15 protein-coding genes and 1 tRNA gene are annotated in these 16,790 nt (G+C 68.1%); 7 read left to right on the plus strand and 9 right to left on the minus strand.

The window, feature by feature from the left end; translation table 11 throughout:
* Positions 1–49 precede the first annotated feature (49 nt).
* Entirely contained in the window at positions 50–1,669 is a 1,620-nt protein-coding gene (gene groL / locus ACLFA2_RS13895; RefSeq protein ID WP_021199053.1) for a chaperonin GroEL, read from the plus strand.
* Positions 1,670–1,735: 66 nt separating this feature from the next.
* Here the strand turns inward: groL and ACLFA2_RS13900 are convergent, their stop codons facing one another.
* From ACLFA2_RS13900 to ACLFA2_RS13910, 3 genes are all read right to left on the minus strand, one after another.
* Positions 1,736–2,023 carry a WXG100 family type VII secretion target gene (locus tag ACLFA2_RS13900; RefSeq protein WP_021199052.1) on the minus strand — a complete coding sequence of 96 codons (288 nt, stop codon included), beginning with the start codon at positions 2,021–2,023 and terminating at the stop codon, positions 1,736–1,738.
* A 141-nt stretch (positions 2,024–2,164) separates the two neighbouring features.
* On the minus strand, positions 2,165–3,859 hold the full coding sequence (locus ACLFA2_RS13905; RefSeq protein ID WP_021199051.1) for a sensor histidine kinase: 1,695 nt from the start codon (positions 3,857–3,859) through the stop codon (positions 2,165–2,167).
* 61 nt (positions 3,860–3,920) lie between these two features.
* The gene (locus ACLFA2_RS13910) at positions 3,921–4,613 is read right to left on the minus strand and encodes a response regulator transcription factor (RefSeq protein ID WP_021199050.1); all 693 of its coding nucleotides are present in this window, start codon (positions 4,611–4,613) and stop codon (positions 3,921–3,923) included.
* A 175-nt stretch (positions 4,614–4,788) separates the two neighbouring features.
* On the opposite strand from ACLFA2_RS13910, the gene ACLFA2_RS13915 reads away from it, so the two are divergent.
* Complete coding sequence (locus tag ACLFA2_RS13915) at positions 4,789–5,838, plus strand: CPBP family intramembrane glutamic endopeptidase (protein WP_426621488.1); 1,050 nt, start codon at positions 4,789–4,791, stop codon at positions 5,836–5,838.
* A 10-nt stretch (positions 5,839–5,848) separates the two neighbouring features.
* Here the strand turns inward: ACLFA2_RS13915 and ACLFA2_RS13920 are convergent, their stop codons facing one another.
* From ACLFA2_RS13920 to ACLFA2_RS13930, 3 genes are read right to left on the minus strand one after another with little or no spacing between them, the layout of a single operon-like run.
* Positions 5,849–7,489 carry a DNA repair helicase XPB gene (locus ACLFA2_RS13920; protein ID WP_292762336.1) on the minus strand — a complete coding sequence of 547 codons (1,641 nt, stop codon included), beginning with the start codon at positions 7,487–7,489 and terminating at the stop codon, positions 5,849–5,851.
* A 36-nt stretch (positions 7,490–7,525) separates the two neighbouring features.
* On the minus strand, positions 7,526–9,235 hold the full coding sequence (locus tag ACLFA2_RS13925; RefSeq protein ID WP_426621489.1) for a helicase-associated domain-containing protein: 1,710 nt from the start codon (positions 9,233–9,235) through the stop codon (positions 7,526–7,528).
* A 10-nt stretch (positions 9,236–9,245) separates the two neighbouring features.
* Positions 9,246–9,521, minus strand: a complete 276-nt coding sequence (locus ACLFA2_RS13930; RefSeq protein WP_021200011.1) for a hypothetical protein — start codon at positions 9,519–9,521, stop codon at positions 9,246–9,248.
* 117 nt (positions 9,522–9,638) lie between these two features.
* On the opposite strand from ACLFA2_RS13930, the gene ACLFA2_RS13935 reads away from it, so the two are divergent.
* Both ACLFA2_RS13935 and ACLFA2_RS13940 read left to right on the plus strand, forming a co-directional pair.
* Positions 9,639–10,019, plus strand: a complete 381-nt coding sequence (locus ACLFA2_RS13935) for a cold-shock protein (RefSeq protein ID WP_021200010.1) — start codon at positions 9,639–9,641, stop codon at positions 10,017–10,019.
* On the plus strand, positions 10,003–10,602 hold the full coding sequence (locus ACLFA2_RS13940; protein WP_426621490.1) for a DUF3027 domain-containing protein: 600 nt from the start codon (positions 10,003–10,005) through the stop codon (positions 10,600–10,602). The genes ACLFA2_RS13935 and ACLFA2_RS13940 overlap by 17 nt, the downstream gene beginning before the upstream one ends.
* Before the next feature lie 10 nt (positions 10,603–10,612).
* On the opposite strand, the gene serC is transcribed toward ACLFA2_RS13940, so the two are convergent.
* Entirely contained in the window at positions 10,613–11,725 is a 1,113-nt protein-coding gene (gene serC / locus ACLFA2_RS13945; RefSeq protein WP_426621491.1) for a phosphoserine transaminase, read from the minus strand.
* Positions 11,726–11,825: 100 nt separating this feature from the next.
* Between serC and ACLFA2_RS13950 the strand changes: the two genes are divergently transcribed.
* The 3 genes from ACLFA2_RS13950 (at position 11,826) to ACLFA2_RS13960 (ending at position 14,442) form a co-directional block, all read left to right on the plus strand.
* Positions 11,826–12,527, plus strand: coding sequence for a metal-dependent transcriptional regulator (locus ACLFA2_RS13950; protein WP_021200007.1), 702 nt, complete (start codon positions 11,826–11,828; stop codon positions 12,525–12,527).
* Between the two features lie 361 nt (positions 12,528–12,888).
* Complete coding sequence (locus tag ACLFA2_RS13955; RefSeq protein WP_036271506.1) at positions 12,889–13,635, plus strand: M23 family metallopeptidase; 747 nt, start codon at positions 12,889–12,891, stop codon at positions 13,633–13,635.
* 309 nt (positions 13,636–13,944) lie between these two features.
* Positions 13,945–14,442: an HNH endonuclease gene (locus ACLFA2_RS13960; RefSeq protein ID WP_029258662.1), complete on the plus strand. Its 498-nt coding sequence runs from the start codon at positions 13,945–13,947 to the stop codon at positions 14,440–14,442.
* Between the two features lie 46 nt (positions 14,443–14,488).
* On the opposite strand, the gene ACLFA2_RS13965 is transcribed toward ACLFA2_RS13960, so the two are convergent.
* Together ACLFA2_RS13965 and ACLFA2_RS13970 are read right to left on the minus strand one after the other, a co-directional pair.
* A tRNA-Arg gene (locus ACLFA2_RS13965) sits at positions 14,489–14,561 on the minus strand.
* 40 nt (positions 14,562–14,601) lie between these two features.
* Positions 14,602–16,788 carry an MMPL family transporter gene (locus ACLFA2_RS13970; protein ID WP_167255755.1) on the minus strand — a complete coding sequence of 729 codons (2,187 nt, stop codon included), beginning with the start codon at positions 16,786–16,788 and terminating at the stop codon, positions 14,602–14,604.
* Between the last annotated feature and the right edge of the window lie 2 nt (positions 16,789–16,790).

The following is a 16,790-nucleotide window of genomic DNA, read 5'->3' on the forward strand; positions in this document are numbered from 1 at the left end:
CTCTGAGTGCTAAACCCAACGTCTACGTCCAGGAGGGACGAAAAAACTCATGGCAAAGATCATTGCTTTCGATGAGGAGGCCCGCCGCGGCCTCGAGCGCGGCCTGAACATCCTCGCCGACGCGGTCAAGGTCACCCTCGGCCCGCGTGGCCGCAACGTCGTTCTCGAGAAGAAGTGGGGAGCCCCCACGATCACGAACGACGGTGTCTCCATCGCCAAGGAGATCGAGCTGGACGACCCGTACGAGAAGATCGGCGCGGAGCTCGTCAAGGAGGTCGCCAAGAAGACCGACGACGTCGCAGGTGATGGCACCACGACCGCCACGGTCCTCGCTCAGGCTCTGGTCCGCGAGGGTCTGCGCAACGTCGCGGCCGGCGCCGACCCCATCTCGCTCAAGCGCGGCATCGAGAAGGCCGTCGCCGCGATCACCGAGGAGCTGCTCGCCAGCGCCAAGGAGATCGACTCGAAGGAGCAGATCGCTGCCACGGCTTCCATCTCCGCTGCTGACCCCGCGATCGGCGAGCTCATCGCCGAGGCGATCGACAAGGTCGGCAAGGAAGGCGTCGTCACCGTCGAGGAGTCGCAGACGTTCGGTACCGAGCTCGAGCTCACCGAGGGCATGCGCTTCGACAAGGGCTACCTGAACCCGTACTTCGTCACGGACCCGGAGCGCCAGGAGGCTGTCTTCGAGGACCCGTACATCCTCATCGCGAACCAGAAGGTCTCCAACATCAAGGACCTCCTGCCCATCGTCGACAAGGTGATCCAGGACGGCAAGGAGCTCGTCATCATCGCCGAGGACGTCGAGGGCGAGGCTCTCGCGACGCTCGTCCTGAACAAGCTCAAGGGCATCTTCAAGTCGGTCGCCGTCAAGGCTCCCGGCTTCGGCGACCGCCGCAAGGCGCAGCTGCAGGACATCGCGATCCTCACCGGTGGACAGGTCATCACCGAAGAGGTCGGCCTCAAGCTCGAGAACGCCACGCTCGACCTGCTGGGTCGTGCGCGCAAGGTCATCGTCACCAAGGACGAGACCACGATCGTCGAGGGTGCCGGTGAGGCAGACCAGATCGAGGGTCGCGTCACGCAGATCCGTCGCGAGATCGAGAACACCGACAGCGACTACGACCGCGAGAAGCTGCAGGAGCGCCTGGCGAAGCTCGCCGGTGGTGTGGCCGTCATCAAGGCCGGAGCCGCGACCGAGGTCGAGCTCAAGGAGCGCAAGCACCGCATCGAGGACGCTGTCCGCAACGCGAAGGCGGCCGTCGAGGAGGGCATCGTCCCCGGTGGTGGCGTCGCGCTCATCCAGTCCGGAACGAAGGCGCTCGACGCGCTCTCGCTCACGGGTGACGAGGCGACCGGCGCGAACATCGTCCGCGTCGCGATCCAGGCTCCGCTGAAGCAGATCGCGCTGAACGCCGGTCTCGAGGCCGGTGTCGTCGCGAACAAGGTCGCCGAGCTCCCCGCGGGCCAGGGCCTGAACGCGGCTACGGGCGAGTACGTCGACATGTTCGGCGCCGGCATCATCGACCCCGCGAAGGTGACCCGCTCGGCGCTGCAGAACGCAGCCTCGATCGCGGCGCTGTTCCTCACCACCGAAGTCGTCGTCGCTGACAAGCCGGAGAAGGCCGCTGCTCCCATGGGTGACCCGTCGGGTGGCATGGACTTCTGATCCTGCTCTCATGACAGAACGCCCCCGGCTTCGGCCGGGGGCGTTCTGCGTCGATATGCGTGTGCGTCAGCGGAACAGGCTGGCCGAGTACTGATCGGCGTCTGCGTACTGGGTCGCGACCGCGCCGAGCGACGTTCCGATCGATTCGAGCACCTGCTCCACATGGAGCTGCGCGCCCTGCCACTGCTCGGCGCACGTCTGGAAAGCATGGGATGCCGTGCCGGACCACGTCGACTGCAGCTGTCGGAGCTGCGCCATCAGAGTTGCGGACTCGCCCTGCAAGCGCTCGATCGTTGCGCGGGTGGCGCCGTGGGCCGCGTAGACGGCCTCGGTGTCGACGGTGAAGACAGACATGGGAACTCCTTCTCGTAGGGGTTCCGAGGCTAAGCGAGCGTCGGCGTCCTTATCCTCTCCGGGTCGCTGTCATCCCGTGCGCTGTGAGCAACGGGGCAGCCGGGCAGGCGGTGCAGAAAGCGCCCGGCGTCGGAACGGCCGCTACGGCAGGTCGAGTCGATCCAGAGGCTGCGTGTCTTCGAGGAGATGCGCAGGCGTGGCGCGCGCCGGTGCGAGCGGGAGAGTCACAGTGAACGTCGCACCCCCACCCGGAGTCTCCGATACATCGACGCCGCCGTGGAGCGCTTTCAGGATCGACGCGACGATCGCGAGTCCGAGGCCGGAGCCTCCGGTCTCCCGCGCGCGGGAGGTGTCGGCACGCCAGAAGCGTTCGAAGATCTGCTCCCGGATCTGCGGCGGGATGCCCTCGCCGTGATCGACGATCGCGATGCTCGCGGTGCCGGCCGCCCGGTCGGAGTCGACCACGATCTCGATCGGCCCGTCCTCGGGGGAGAAGCGGCGCGCATTGCCCAGGAGATTCGTGACGACCTGGCGGACCTTGTTCTCTTCGCCGAGCACGATCGGCGGGGTGCGCACGGGCAGATCGGGAACTTCGGTGAAGTCGATCGCGGGAGTCTGGTCCGGCTGCCGAGGGCGTCGGCGAAGACGCGAGAGCGTGGCTCGGGAGAGGCCTCGCGGCGTCGGCGGCTGCGGTGGTTGGAGCGGTGGGATCTCGTGCAAAGGTACCGCGGTCTTGCTGTCCGCGGTGCGGTCGATCACCGTCACGGTCCGGCCGGGGGCCGCGGCACGCAGATCGAGCGCTGCATCCCGCGCGATCGGCCGTAGGTCGAGGGGGACGATCTCCGGTTCGCGCTCCTCGTCGAGCCGGGCGAGAGCGAGGAGGTCCTCCACCAGGACCCCCATCCTGATCGCTTCCTTCTCGATGCGCTCCATGGCCCGCGCCGTGTCCTCCTCGCCCTTGATCGCGCCCATGCGGTAGAGCTCCGCGTAGCCGCGCACGCTCACCAGGGGGGTGCGCAGCTCGTGGCTCGCATCGCCGATGAAGCGCCGCATGTGCTGCACGGTGCGGTCCCGCTGTGCGAGCGAGCGATCGACCCGGTCGAGCATCGTGTTGATGGCGGTGTTCAGCCGTCCGACCTCGGTGGTCGGCTCGAGGTCGGTCAGCCGCTGCCGGAAGTCGCCGGCCGCGATCGACATGGCGGTGGCCTCGACCTGACCGAGCCTGCGGAACGTGAGGGTCACGAGCCCGCGCGTCAGCAGCGCGGCGATCAGGATCGTGATCAGGGCGATCGAGATGTAGATGCCGAAGTACTGGCTGATGATGCGATCGGCGGGTGCGAGAGGAAGAGCGACCAACTGGATGCGCAGGACACCGCCTTCCGAGGGGACGACGGCGACCGCCGCGTGGAACAGCTCGCCTTCGGCTCCCGTCATCTCGAGCGGGATCTGATCCGTGTTGGCGGTCGCCTTCGCGAGCGAGTACTGCGAGGGGAAGAGAGGCGCCTGGCCTGAAGTGCCTCGTGCCGTGGCGCGGAGTTCACCCGTCGCATCGTAGATCGCGAAGGAGAAGTCTCGAGGCTGCTCATCGCGCGGGCTGTAGGTGGTGACGCCGTCGACCGTCACCGTGTCGAAGTAGCGGTCGACGAGATCGCTCGAGACCAGGGCGGGCAACTGGGCATCGATGTTCGCGACCAGGGCGTTGCGCAGGATCGGCACCGTGCCGATACCCGCGACGAGCAGCCCGAGCGCCAGCACCGCCACCGTGACGCCGGTGACCTTGGCCCGAAGGCTGATGCGCCGCCACCAGCCGGTGACCGCATCGGGCTTGTGCGCCATGCGGTCCTCCCCGGTGCGGCGGCTGCGCCGCGAGGCGGCGTCGTTGGTGGTGCGGTGGTCGTCAGACCGTCTTGCCGACCTTCAGCATGTAGCCGAAGCCGCGCTTGGTCTGGATGAGCGACTCCTCGGTGTGCGGGTCGATCTTGCGACGCAGGTAGGAGATGTAACTCTCGACGATGCCGGCGTCACCGTTGAAGTCGTACTCCCACACGTGGTCGAGGATCTGCGCCTTCGACAGCACGCGGTTGGGGTTGAGCATCAGGTAGCGCAGCAGCTTGAACTCGGTCGGGCTCAGCTCGATCGGTTCCTTGCCGACATGAACGTCGTGCGTGTCCTGGTCCATGGACAGCTCGCCGGCGCGGATGATCGACTCCTCGTCGGCCTGCATCGTACGGCGGAGGATGGCCTGAGCCCTGGCGACGATCTCGTCGAGGCTGAAGGGCTTGGTGACGTAGTCGTCGCCACCGGCGTTGAGTCCCTCGATCTTGTCCTCGGTGCCGTCCTTCGCCGTGAGGAACAGGATGGGCGCCGTGAATCCCGCACCGCGGAGGCGCTTGGTCACGCTGAACCCGTTCATGTCGGGCAGCATGACGTCCAGGATGATGAGGTCGGGTTCCTCTTCGAGGACGGCCGAGATCGTGGCGGCGCCGTTGGCGACCGTCTTCACCTGGAATCCGGCGAAGCTGAGACCCGTGGAGAGCAGGTCGCGGATGTTGGGTTCGTCGTCGACGACCAGGATGCGCGGAGCAGTCATGTCCCCATTATGGTGACTTCGGCCATGGGGATGCTGACTATTGTGCGGAACGGCGTGGAGTCGCCCCTTCGGGAAGCGTGCGCACGCATCCTCCGATGCTGTGTGCACAGTCCGTAGGAGCGAGATCGTCCCGGGGGTGGATGCGCCGCACAGGTGCACGGGGGAGGATCGATGCATGAGCTGGAACGAGGACGTCACCGTCGCCCCCGGAAGCCCTGAAGCCCCCGGAAGCCCCGTCACCCTGCCGGACGCGCCTGATGTCGATCAGGTCGCCTATCATCGGCTGGCGCATCTGCGTCCGCGGTATCGCTGGTGGCGCATGCTGCTGACCGGACTCGTCGGCATCGCCCTCTACGTCGCGATCCTCGTGATCGTGATCGTGCCGTTGGCCATCGTGTCGATGTTCGTCCCCGGGTGGGGTGTCGAATCGCAGACGCTCCTCACCACCTCGCAGTTCTTCGACCTCGACCGGCCGTGGCTGCTCGTCGCACTGGTGCTGCCGCTGATCCTGATGATCCCCGCACTGCTGCTGGCCTCGCGCATGGTGGAGGGTCGCGGTGTGGGGCTGCTGTCGTCGGTCACCGGACGGCTGCGGATGGGGTGGCTCGGAAAGAGCCTGTTGCTGGCGCTCGCCGTGTTCGCCGTCTACTTCGTTGCGGTGCTGGGTTGGTCGGCCCTGAGCGGCGATGCGGTCGTCGCGGACTTCTCCCACCCCGGGCTCTGGACGATGGTGCTGCTCGTGCTGCTGCTCATCCCTTTTCAAGCCGCCGCGGAGGAGTATGTGTTCCGCGGATACCTGATGCAGTTGGTCGGGAGCTGGCTCCGTCATCCCGCCTTCGCGATCCTGCTGCCCGTGCCGCTGTTCGTGCTCGGTCACGGCTACGACATCTGGGGTGCGGCGAGCGTGGGCATGTTCGCGATCGTCGCCGCCTGGCTGACCTGGCGTACGGGGGGACTCGAAGCCGCGATCTCTCTGCACATCGTCAACAACGTGCTCATCTTCCTGCTCGGATCCGTCACGCTGGTCGATGCCAACGCGACTTCGGGGACGGCCGTCGACCTGCTCGCCTCGGCACTGGCCATGGTCGTCTACGCCCTGCTCGCCGACCGCTGGGCTGCAAGGCTCGGGATCGCACGCACGGCCCGGGCCGCATCAGCGCCGGCTGGAGTGCTCGGAACCCATCGACTGGGCGGCGTACTGCACGGCCACACCACCGGAGCATGATCTCCCGAGGTCAGGCGGCGATCGCGTCCGAGTCCATGATCGTGTAGCTGTAGCCCTGCTCGGCCAGGAAGCGCTGACGGTTCTGGGCGTAGTCCTGGTCGATGGTGTCGCGGGCCACGAGGGTGTAGAAGCTCGCGGTGTGGCCCGACTGCTTCGGGCGCAGCAGGCGGCCCAGACGCTGGGCTTCCTCCTGACGCGATCCGAACGACCCGGACACCTGGATCGCGACGGAAGCCTCGGGGAGGTCGATCGAGAAGTTCGCCACCTTCGACACCACGAGCAGCGAGATGTCGCCTTCACGGAACGCACGGTAGAGCTCTTCGCGCTCGTCGACCGGGGTCGCGCCGGTGATCTGCGGGGCGTTCAGAGCCTCGGAGAGCGACTCGAGCTGATCGAGGTACTGCCCGATCACGAGGATGCGTTCGCCCTCGTGCTTCGCGATGAGCTCGCGCACGGCCTGGACCTTCGCCGGGGCGGACGCCGCGAGACGATACCGCTCATCGTCGGTCGCCGCGGCGTACTCGAGCCGGTCGTCCGGCGGCAGATCGACGCGCACCTCGTAGCAGGCGGCGGGGGAGATGAAGCCCTGCGCTTCGATCTGCTTCCAGGGGGCGTCGAAGCGCTTCGGGCCGATCAGGCTGAAGACGTCGCCCTCGCGACCGTCCTCGCGCACGAGGGTGGCGGTGAGGCCGATGCGGCGGCGCGCCTGCAAGTCGGCGGTCAGCTTGAAAACCGGCGCGGGGAGCAGGTGGACCTCGTCGTACACGATGAGCCCCCAGTCGAGCGCGTCGAGCAACGCCAGGTGGGCGTACTCGCCTTTGCGCTTCGCGGTGAGGATCTGGTACGTCGCGATGGTGACGGGCTTGACCTCTTTCGCCTGGCCCGAGTACTCGCCGATCTCCTCGGGGGTCAGACTGGTGCGCTTGAGCAGTTCGTCGCGCCACTGCCGCGCCGACACCGTGTTCGTGACGAGGATCAGCGTCGTCGTCTTGGTCGCGGCCATCGCGCCGGCGCCCACGATCGTCTTGCCGGCACCGCAGGGCAGCACGACCACGCCCGATCCGTCCTTCGCGAAGGCGTCGACGGCATCCTGCTGGTAGGGACGGATGTGCCAGCCGTCCTCGGCGAGGTCGATCTCGTGCGGGGTGCCCGGGGTGTATCCGGCGAGGTCTTCGGCGGGCCAGCCGATCTTCAACAGCTCCTGTTTGATCTGCCCGCGCGCCCAGGCATCGACGACGAACGTCTCCGGTGTCGGGTGCCCGATGAGCAGCGGCTGGATGCGCTTGTTGTTCGCGACCTGCGCCAGCACCGCGGGGTCGGAGGAGCGCAGGATGAGCGTTCCCTCCTCATCGCGTTCGATGACCAGACGCCCGTAACGGTTGACGGTCTCGCGCAGATCGACGGAAACCGAGGGGGGCACCGGGAAGCGCGACCAGCGGTCCAGAGTCTCGAGCATGTCCTCGGCGGTGTGCCCTGCGGCGCGGGCGTTCCACAGACCCAGACGCGTGATCCGGTACGTGTGGATGTGCTCGGGAGCCCGTTCCAGTTCGGCGAAGATCGCCAGTTCATGCCGGGCACTCTCGGCGTCGGCATGGGCGACTTCGAGCAGCACGGTGCGATCGCTCTGGACGATCAGGGGGCCATCAGACATAGCTCACCAGTTTAGCGGTCGTGCGGGGTGCGAGGCCTATGACGCGACGATCGTCGCTGTGAGGATGCTCGACACAGGAAGTGTCCGTTCGACATCGGCTGCACGGTCGCGCCCGCGGAGTCGGCCACCGCCCATCCCGGTCGCTTCCAGGAGGAGCTGTCGGGTGGACCCGTCCGGCATCCCCACCGTGACTTCGAGGACCGACTTCGCCCGCACGGCCGCTTCGAGCTCGCGGTCGAGCCACGCGGCGTCGGCATCGGGCCCCTGGTGGGACCGGAGCCGCGTGATCAGCGGCATGAGGTCTGTGGAGTCTCCGCTCGGAGCGGGGGCAGGGGGAGCGGGGTGGCGCTCCCGCACCAGGAGGGATCCGTCGGGGCCGACGAGCGTCGCGGGGTACCGCGCGTCCGTGAGAGCCCAGTACACCGTGTCGCGTCCGACGCGTGTGGTCAGGGAATCGAGATGCGCCGACAGGGCCAGCGGACGCAGCGACTGGTCCACCGCCATCGCCTGGATGAGGTGAGCGTCGGAGCTCTCGATCCGCGTGCGGCCGGTCTCGTCGTCCGTCGAGACGCGGACCAATCCGTGACGCTGCGCTGTCTGCGCGATCAGGTAGCCGAGGGGCTGCGGGATTCCCGTGAGGGAGACGGAGGTGAGGAAATCGAGGATCGACGCCTCGGTCTCGCCGGCGACGAACGCGTGCGCCACGGACTCGGAGGTGAAACGGTACGACGACGCCTGGGCCGCGGACTCACGGGCGGCGATCGTGCGCAGCCGCACATCCAGCGCCGGCTGCAGCGGACCCGGTGCGATCGCGGTCAGGTCGTTCTGCAGGAAGATGCGATCGACCTCGGCCGGCAGCAGTCGCGCGAGAGCCTCGGCCTCCGCGTCGCCTCCGCGTCGCAGGCTCACCGCCCATGCGGGTTCGGTGCCGTCTTCGGCGATCAGGCCGAGGAGCGCGGCCGCATCCTGCAGGACGTGCGCACGCTCGGCCCAGGTGGGATCCCAGGGGTGGGCGAATGGCCAGGCCTCCGGAGGAACCCATCCGCCGCCTGCGGAACGGACACCACGGGGAAGGGCGTCCCGGAACGCGGTGACCAAGACAGCCCATCGGTCCGCTGCCGACGAACGCAGCCATTCCTCTGCGGACTGGCTCGATCGCAGCCGCCGGTCTGCGGACACGGCGAGCCCGGCCTGGAGGGCGATCACGGCGAGGGTGTCGACGATCTCGGTGGGGACGCCGGCCTCCGCCAGCTGGCGCTTCTCACCCGCGCTGACGCCGCCGCCGGTGAGGAGGGCGAAGGGGCTCTCCCTCGCGATCAGGAGCAGGTCGGCGAGGACGGCGACTGTCGTGAAGGCGCGCTCGGCCGCGTGCGCCGCGGCGGTCTCCGAGGACGGAGACGCCGGTGCCGCGGCGGGCGGGAGGGGGATCGAGCGCCCGGCGATCGCGGTCACGACCGGTGGATAGGGGGTGCCGTCCGGGCGGAGCAGTGCGAGCGCCGTCAGCTGTTCCCGGTCCTGCCCGGCTTCGCCGCCGGACGCGGCGTCGAGCAACGCGCGCGCTTCGGATGCCGTGAGCGCGGGCAGGACACGCGACAGCGACGCCGGATCGAGCAGTGCCTCGGCGGCGTCGAAGAAGTCGTGCCACGGGGCGTCGGCGCGCACGGCCCGTGCCGCGAAGAGGCGGAGGAGGTCTTCGTCGCGCGCCGCCGCCAGCCAATCGGCCAGCGGTCGCGCGTGAGTGCTCATGGGCGTGGCCTCAGGAACGCGACGACGCGCGGCCCTTCCGGATGAAGCTCATCGTCAGGAGCGTGATGATCATGAGGAACGCCACCGGCAGTCCCCAATAGGGGATCGCGGCGATCACGGGCCAGATACCCTCGCCGAATGCGGCCTGCCCCATCCCGAGCGCCGTGCCGATGATGATCGCGAAGAAGCACACCACCGACGCGGCGGCGATTCCGAGCGCGGTGAACGCCAGGATGCGATCCAGCCGGCGGATGGGAACCTCCGGTTCCGAGTTCTGCGTGCTCATCCGCATCAGCCTACTCGCACTGAGGCTTCTGCTCTGCGCGCGCCGCGACCGGTAGGCTGGGGACACGCGCACGAGCGCGTCCACTGTTCTGCATATCGATCTCAGCGAGGTTCTCCCATGCCCACCGGCAAGGTCAGGTTCTACGACGAAGACAAGGGTTTCGGCTTCATCGCCAGCGATGACGGCCAGGACGTCTTCCTGCACGCCTCCGCGATGCCTGCCGGCACCGCGGTGAAGGCCGGTGCGCGCGTGGAGTTCGGCGTGGCCGACGGCAAGCGCGGGCTGCAGGCGCTGTCGGTACGTGTGCTCGAAGCGCCGCCCAGCCTCTCGAAGGCCAAGCGCAAGCCGGCTGACGACATGGCCATCATCGTCGAGGACCTCGTGAAGCTCCTCGACGGCATCGGCGGGGATCTGCGCCGTGGACGCTACCCCTCCTCCGCTCAGGGTCGCAAGATCGCGGCCGTCCTGCGCAAGGTCGCTGATGACCTCGAAGCCTGACGCCGACGCGCGTCTCCTCGACGCCCATGATCTCGCGCTGGCCGCGCTGGCCGAGATCACTCCGGCGTCCACCGTCGGCCCCGCCGCCGGATATCTCGCCGAGGACGACGGGTCGGTGTCGCTGCGCTTCGAGAACCGGCTCGCCGGCTACCCGGGGTGGTACTGGACGGTGACCGTCGCTCGCGTCGAAGGCGAGGAACCGACGGTACTAGAGGTCGAGCTCCTTCCCGGTGACGGCGCTCTCCTGGCCCCGGAGTGGGTGCCGTGGGCCGAGCGTCTCGCCGAGTACCGCGCGCATCAGGTCGAACTCGCCGAGGCGGCCGCCGCCGCCGGGGACGACGCAGCCGGCGAGGAAGCGCTCGACGCCGACGGGGACGGTGTCCTCGAGGACGACGACCTCGACGATGACGATGACGATGACGACGGTGAGGCCGACATCCTGCACGCCGGCGACCTGGACGGCGTCGACATCGACGAACTCGATGAGGGCGCCGCCGACGACGAAGAGTCGGAAGACGAAGAGTCCGACGACGACGCCGACGCCCTCGATGAGGACGCCGGCGAGGTCGACGAGGAGGAGTGACGCCGGGCGCTCAGGCGCCCAGGTTCTCCAGGACATACTCGATCGATCGGGTCAGCTGGCGCACGTCATCCGGCTCGATCGAGACGAACGTCGCCACCCGCAGCTGGTTGCGCCCGAGCTTCCGATACGGCTCCGTGTCGACGATGCCGTTGGCGCGGAGGGCCTTGGCGATCGCCGCGGCGTCGATGCTGTCGTCGAAGTCGATCGTCGCGACCACGGGGGAGCGGTGCGACGCGTCCGTGACGAAGGGCGTGGCGACCGAAGACACCTCGGCCCAGTCGTACAGAACCGAAGACGACTCGGAGGTGCGTGCGGCCGCCCAGCCGAGCCCGCCGTTGTCGAGGATCCAGCGGAGCTGGTTGTCGAGGAGGTGCAGGGTCGTGAGCGCGGGGGTGTTCAGCGTCTGGTTGAGGCGCGAGTTGTCGACCGCGTTCTTCAGGCTCAGGAACTCCGGGATGTAGCGACCCGATGCCGCGATGCGCTCGATGCGCTCGACGGCAGCCGGCGAGACCGCGGCGAACCACAGGCCGCCGTCGGAGCCGAGGTTCTTCTGCGGCGCGAAGTAGTACACGTCGGCCTGAGCGGAGTCGAAGTCGATGCCTCCCGCGGCACTCGTCGCATCGATGACGGTCAGGGCGCCGTCGGCGGCTATGCGCTGGATCGGAGCGGCGACGCCGGTCGAGGTCTCGTTGTGCGGCCAGGCGTACACATCCACGCCCTCCACGACCTCGGCGACGGTGAGCGAACCGGGCTCGGCTTTGCGCACATCGGGCGCCTCGAGCCAGGGGGCGCCTGCGGAAGCGGCGAACTTCCCGCCGAACTCGCCGAAGACGAGGTTCTGGCTGCGCTGCTCGATGAGGCCGAAGGCCGCAGCGTCCCAGAAGGCTGTCGATCCGCCGTTGCCCAGGATGATCTCGTATCCCTCGGGAATGCGGAACAGAGCGGCGAGCTGCTCGCGGATGCTGCCGACGAGGTTCTTCACGGGCGCCTGTCGATGGGATGTCCCCAGGATCGAGGCTCCCGACGTGACCAGCGCCTCGAGCTGCGCAGGGCGCACCTTCGAGGGACCGCAGCCGAAGCGGCCGTCGATGGGCAGGAGGTCACGGGGAATCTCGATCGCCATGCGTCGATTCTAGGGGGCGCCCGGCATGTCTCCGGACCGCAGCGAGTCCGATGTCGGTCCGGGAATGTAGGCTTGCCTAAGAACCTCGGAGGGCCTGCACATGACCGACCTGATCGACACCACGGAGATGTACCTCCGCACCATCCTCGAACTCGAGGAGGAGAACATCGTGCCGCTGCGCGCGCGCATCTCCGAGCGCCTCGGCCACTCGGGGCCGACTGTGTCGCAGACCGTCGGTCGGATGGAGCGCGACGGGCTCGTCATCGTCTCGGAAGACCGCACGCTCGAGCTCACCGACGCCGGCCGTCGCAAGGCGGTCGACGTGATGCGCAAGCACCGTCTCGCCGAGCGTCTGCTCTCCGACGTGATCGGACTCGACTGGGCGTTCGTGCATGAAGAGGCCTGCCGGTGGGAGCACGTGATGAGCGAGCAGGTGGAACGTCGCCTGGTCGAACTGCTCGGACACCCGACGGAATCGCCGTACGGCAACCCGATCCCCGGTCTCGACCAGCTCGGCGACGTGCCGGCGCGCACCTTCGACGAGGGGGTCATCGGTCTCGTCCAGCGTCTCAATGCGGCGGGGGAACCGGTCGAGGGCACGGTCCGTCGTCTCGCCGAGCCCGCGCAGGTCGACCCCGAGCTTCTCGAGCAGCTGCGCGATGCGGGAGTCGTTCCCGGAGCGCACGGCGACTTCCGCTTCAGCGAGGGTTACGTGCTCATCCAGATGGATGGCAAGGAAGACGGCCTCGAGCTCCCGGTGGAGCTGGCGTCGCACATCTTCCTGGTGGGCGAACCGGCCTGATCCCGCGAGGAATCCGGGTGCGACACCGCCACGCAGACGGGGGGTCGCGGGCTTCTGCGAGGATTGCCAGTTTCCCAGGGTGACATGATCGTTATCTTCCGGTAGCCTCGGTCAAGTCGCCAGCGAAGAAGCCCGCTGGAGATGAACCCGCGAAGATCGCCTTCCAGGCTCGTCGTCTTCACGGCAGGAACGCACAAAGTACCCGAGCTACATTCGTGCCACGAGAGCAGAGTGCCGACGAGCCAGCGCTGACCCGAACAGCGTGAGGGCCCAGGAGGACCAAGTTTTGGCCGCAGACATCGAACCGCCCGCGAAGAAGACATCTGAAGACCGCGTACCCGCCCGCCGCACCGGCGCGAGGGTGAGTGCTCGCAAGGCCGTCAAGCCACTCCGATCCATCGCCATCTTCGGGGCCGTCGGCGCACTCGTCGCCGGCATCGCCCTGCCCGCTTTCGCCTCGTCGAAGCCGAGCGAGGCCGCGCCGACGACCGTGCAGCAGCTCGCTGCCGTCGACGCACAGTCGCTCGTCGTCGCCTCCCAGGCCACCGCGGCGCCGCTCGCTCGCGGCACGTTCAGTGCGACGACTCCCGAGGAGATCGCGAAGAAGAAGGCAGAAGAGGCTGCTGCCGCCCGTGCCGCTGCCGCTGCCGCTTCCACCGCATCGACTTCCTCCCGCTTCAACACCGCGGGCTACGCGCTCACGTCGCCGGGATCGGGTGAGGTGCGCTATCCGCTTCCGATGGGATCGTGGAACGTCAGCCGTACCGTGGGCGGTGGGCACAACGGTGCCGACATGCTCGCCCCGGCCGGCACCCCGATCTATGCGGCTGCCGCCGGTGTGGTCCGCGCCTCCGCAGAGAGCATCGGCGGCTACGGCGTGGCCGTGATGCTCGACAGCGTCGTGGGTGGCCAGCGTCTGCAGACCACGTACGGCCACATGCTCTACGGTTCGCGTCAGGTACAGGTCGGCCAGACGGTCTCCGCCGGACAGCTGATCGGCTACGTCGGCAGCACTGGTCGCTCGACCGCGAACCACCTCCACTTCGAGGTCTGGATCAACGGCGGACTCGTCGAGCCGATGTCCTGGCTCTCCGTCAACGCCGGCTGATTTCCGGACACGCCTCTTTCCATTCACCCGCCGTTTCGCCCTGCACCCAGGGGGATGGGTTAGCCTGATCCCGTTGTCGTACAGGTGGGAGAGGCTGATGGAGCGAATACCGACCATCCGAACCATGGATGCCCTCGGTCGTCACGTCCTTCTGCATAGCCCGCAGGGATGCCACGGCGTTGCCGTGCGCGAAAGGCGCTGTCTTTAGACGGCGCCTTTTTTCGTCCCCGCGTTCGATCTGCCTCCTGCACGACCTCGTGTGAGTCGAGAGTGCCGGGAAGCCGTCCCGGCGGATCGAGAGGATGACGAATGCGCACACTGGTCCTGAATGCCGGATACGAACCGCTCGCGATCGTGTCGTTCAAACGAGCCCTGGTGCTGGTGATGAACGACAAGGCGACCGTGATCGAACGTGTGGAGGAAGACCCCGTCTGGGGCACCCACGGCGTCTACGATCGCCCGGCGGTCATCATCCTGGCGCGTTATGTGCGCGTTCCGACGAGCAGGCGGGTGCCGGTCACGCGTCGCGGTGTGCTGCGCCGCGACAACCATCGCTGCGGTTACTGCGGCAAGGCGGCGTCGACGATCGATCACGTGCTGCCGCGTTCGCGCGGGGGAGCGGACTCCTGGGAGAACCTTGTCGCCTGCTGCCTCCGTTGCAACAACGTCAAGAGCGATCGCACACCGCAGGAGATGCGCTGGCAGTTGCGCTTCACTCCGCGTCCTCCGCACGGCACCGCCTGGACGGTGCGGGGGACCGAACGCAGCGATCCACGGTGGGAGCCCTACCTGGCGCTCGCCGCCTGAGACGTCGAAGAGGGGCCACCCTTCGGATGGCCCCTCTTCGACGTCGTGCCCGCGACAGGATTCGAACCTGCGACCTGCCCTTTAGGAGAGGGCTGCTCTATCCCCTGAGCTACGAGGGCGTGCACCCAGTCTAAGCGACCGGATGCACGCCGCTACGTCTCAGTCCTCTCCGCGCCGCCACAGCTTCGACGGCCACCAGATGGCCTTGCCGATGTCGTAGGTCAGGGCGGGAACCAGCAGCGAGCGGACGACGAAGGTGTCGAGGAGCACGCCGAAGGCCACGATGAAGGCCAGCTGCACGAGGAAGAGGATCGGGATCACCGACAGTGCGGCGAAGGTCGCGGCGAGGACGAGACCCGCCGAGGTGATCACCCCGCCCGTGATCGAGAGCCCACGCAGGATGCCCTCCCGCGTCCCGTGCGCCTTCGACTCCTCACGGACGCGCGTCATGAGGAAGATGTTGTAGTCGATGCCGAGCGCGACGAGGAACACGAACCCGAAGAGCGGAACCGCGGGGTCGGCGCCAGGGAACGCGAAGATCCCGTTGAAGACGAGGGCGGAGACCCCCATCGCCGTGCCGAAGGACAGCACCGTCGTGAGGATCAGCAGCACCGGTGCGAGGATCGACCGCAGCAGCAGCATCAGGATGAACATGATCACCACGAGGATCACCGGGATGATGAGGTTCCGGTCGTGGATCGATGCATCGTTCGTGTCGATCGACGTGGCCGTGACACCGCCTACGAGCGCGCCCATGCCGTCGAGTTCGCCACGCAGCTCGCGCACGGTCGACGCGGCGGCGGCGGAGTCGGCGGCATCGGTCAGGGTGCCCTGCAGGAGCACCTCTCCGTCGACCGTCGTCGGCTCGGGTGCGGGCGTGCCGGGTGCTCCGATCGCCGAGATGCCGTCCTCGGTGACGGGGGCGCTGCCGCTGGGCGAATCGGCGGCCGTCACGGAGACCCCGTCGACACCGTCGTTCGCGAGCAGGACGTCAGCCGCATCCTGCAGCCGATCCTCCTTCACCACCACGTATACGGGGCTTCCGGATCCACCGGGGAAGTGCTCGCCGAGCGCGACCTGTCCGTCACGGGCCTCCGACGCGCCGAGCACCAGGTCGGACTGCGGCACGCCATCGGCGTCGAGCTGGGTGATGCCCGCCGCCCCGGCCAGGAGCACGAGCGTCGTCACGATCCAGATCACCCGTGGGCGGCGCTTGATGAGGCCGGCGAGACGTGCCCACAGGCCCGTCGTGCGCATGCCGTGCTCGGCGGCGACGACCTCCGGTTCGAAGCGGGGGCGTCGCGGCCAGAACACCGCGCGGCCGAAGAGCAGCAGCAGCGACGGCAACAGGGTGAGAGCCGAGAGCATCGCGAACACGATGCCGATCGCCGCGACCGGCCCCAGGGTGCTGTTCGACTTCAGATCGCTGAGCAGCAGACAGAGGAGTCCGGCGATCACGGTGCCGCCCGACGCGACGATCGGTTCGACCGAGCCCTTCCATGCCGCCATGACCGCCGTTCCCTTGTCCTGCGCGATGCGCAGCTCCTCGCGGAAACGCGCGACGAACAGCAGCGCGTAATCGGTGGCGGCGCCGATCACGAGGATGAAGAGGATCCCCTGTGTCTGACCGCTGAGCAGCAGCACCTCGAACTTCGCCAGCCACCACACCACGAGCAGAGCGACGCAGAGGGCGAACAGGCTCGTCGACAGCACGACGAGTGGCAGGAGGAACGATCGGTAGACCAGCACCAGGATGACGAGGACCGCGAGGAGGGCGACGCCGAGGAGCAGCCCGTCGATGCCGGCGAAACCGGCCACCAGGTCGGCGCTGAAGCCGGCGGGTCCTGTGATGTACACGGTGACCCCGTCGGGGACCGCGTCGCGCAGTTCCTCGCCGAGAGCCGTCGTCACGTCCGCGAGCTCGGCATCGGCGTCGATCGGGATGAACGCCTGCACCGCCTGCCCGTCATCGGAGGGGAGCGCCGGAGAGACCTCGTCGCCGACGCCTTCCACCTTCGGCGCATTCGCGACGGCGTCGGAGATCGCGTCGATCTCCGACGCCGTGAGCGCGTCGTCGGACGTGAACACGGCGATCGCCGGGATGGAGTCGCTGTCGTTGAACTCCCCGAGAAGCTTCTGCACCTGGGTGGCATCCGCCGATTCGGGGAGGTAGGTCGTCTGCTCGTTGGAGGACACCTCGTCGACCTTGCCGAACAGGGGCCCTCCGAGTGAGGCACCCACCAGCCAGACGAGGATCAGCGCCACGGGGAGGAAGATCCGCACCCAGGAGTGTCGTCGTGAACGCTCCCTCGCGGGCGGGGTCGGCGTGGCATCGGGGCGGGACATCG

Origin of the sequence: Microbacterium sp. As-52, assembly GCF_049949185.1 — a bacterium.
GTDB classification, from domain to species: domain Bacteria; phylum Actinomycetota; class Actinomycetes; order Actinomycetales; family Microbacteriaceae; genus Microbacterium; species Microbacterium maritypicum_A.

Coding starts and splice junctions, on each gene's coding strand:
- ACLFA2_RS13930 (WP_021200011.1), bottom strand. CDS start 9,521: ATGAGCACGCAGAACTCGGAACCGGAGGTTCCCATCCGCCGGCTGGAT.
- ACLFA2_RS13925 (WP_426621489.1), bottom strand. CDS start 9,235: ATGAGCACTCACGCGCGACCGCTGGCCGATTGGCTGGCGGCGGCGCGC.
- ACLFA2_RS13940 (WP_426621490.1), top strand. CDS start 10,003: ATGACCTCGAAGCCTGACGCCGACGCGCGTCTCCTCGACGCCCATGAT.
- serC (WP_426621491.1), bottom strand. CDS start 11,725: ATGGCGATCGAGATTCCCCGTGACCTCCTGCCCATCGACGGCCGCTTC.
- ACLFA2_RS13920 (WP_292762336.1), bottom strand. CDS start 7,489: ATGTCTGATGGCCCCCTGATCGTCCAGAGCGATCGCACCGTGCTGCTC.
- ACLFA2_RS13905 (WP_021199051.1), bottom strand. CDS start 3,859: ATGGCGCACAAGCCCGATGCGGTCACCGGCTGGTGGCGGCGCATCAGC.
- ACLFA2_RS13970 (WP_167255755.1), bottom strand. CDS start 16,788: ATGTCCCGCCCCGATGCCACGCCGACCCCGCCCGCGAGGGAGCGTTCA.
- ACLFA2_RS13910 (WP_021199050.1), bottom strand. CDS start 4,613: ATGACTGCTCCGCGCATCCTGGTCGTCGACGACGAACCCAACATCCGC.
- ACLFA2_RS13935 (WP_021200010.1), top strand. CDS start 9,639: ATGCCCACCGGCAAGGTCAGGTTCTACGACGAAGACAAGGGTTTCGGC.
- ACLFA2_RS13915 (WP_426621488.1), top strand. CDS start 4,789: ATGAGCTGGAACGAGGACGTCACCGTCGCCCCCGGAAGCCCTGAAGCC.
- ACLFA2_RS13960 (WP_029258662.1), top strand. CDS start 13,945: ATGCGCACACTGGTCCTGAATGCCGGATACGAACCGCTCGCGATCGTG.
- ACLFA2_RS13900 (WP_021199052.1), bottom strand. CDS start 2,023: ATGTCTGTCTTCACCGTCGACACCGAGGCCGTCTACGCGGCCCACGGC.
- groL (WP_021199053.1), top strand. CDS start 50: ATGGCAAAGATCATTGCTTTCGATGAGGAGGCCCGCCGCGGCCTCGAG.
- ACLFA2_RS13950 (WP_021200007.1), top strand. CDS start 11,826: ATGACCGACCTGATCGACACCACGGAGATGTACCTCCGCACCATCCTC.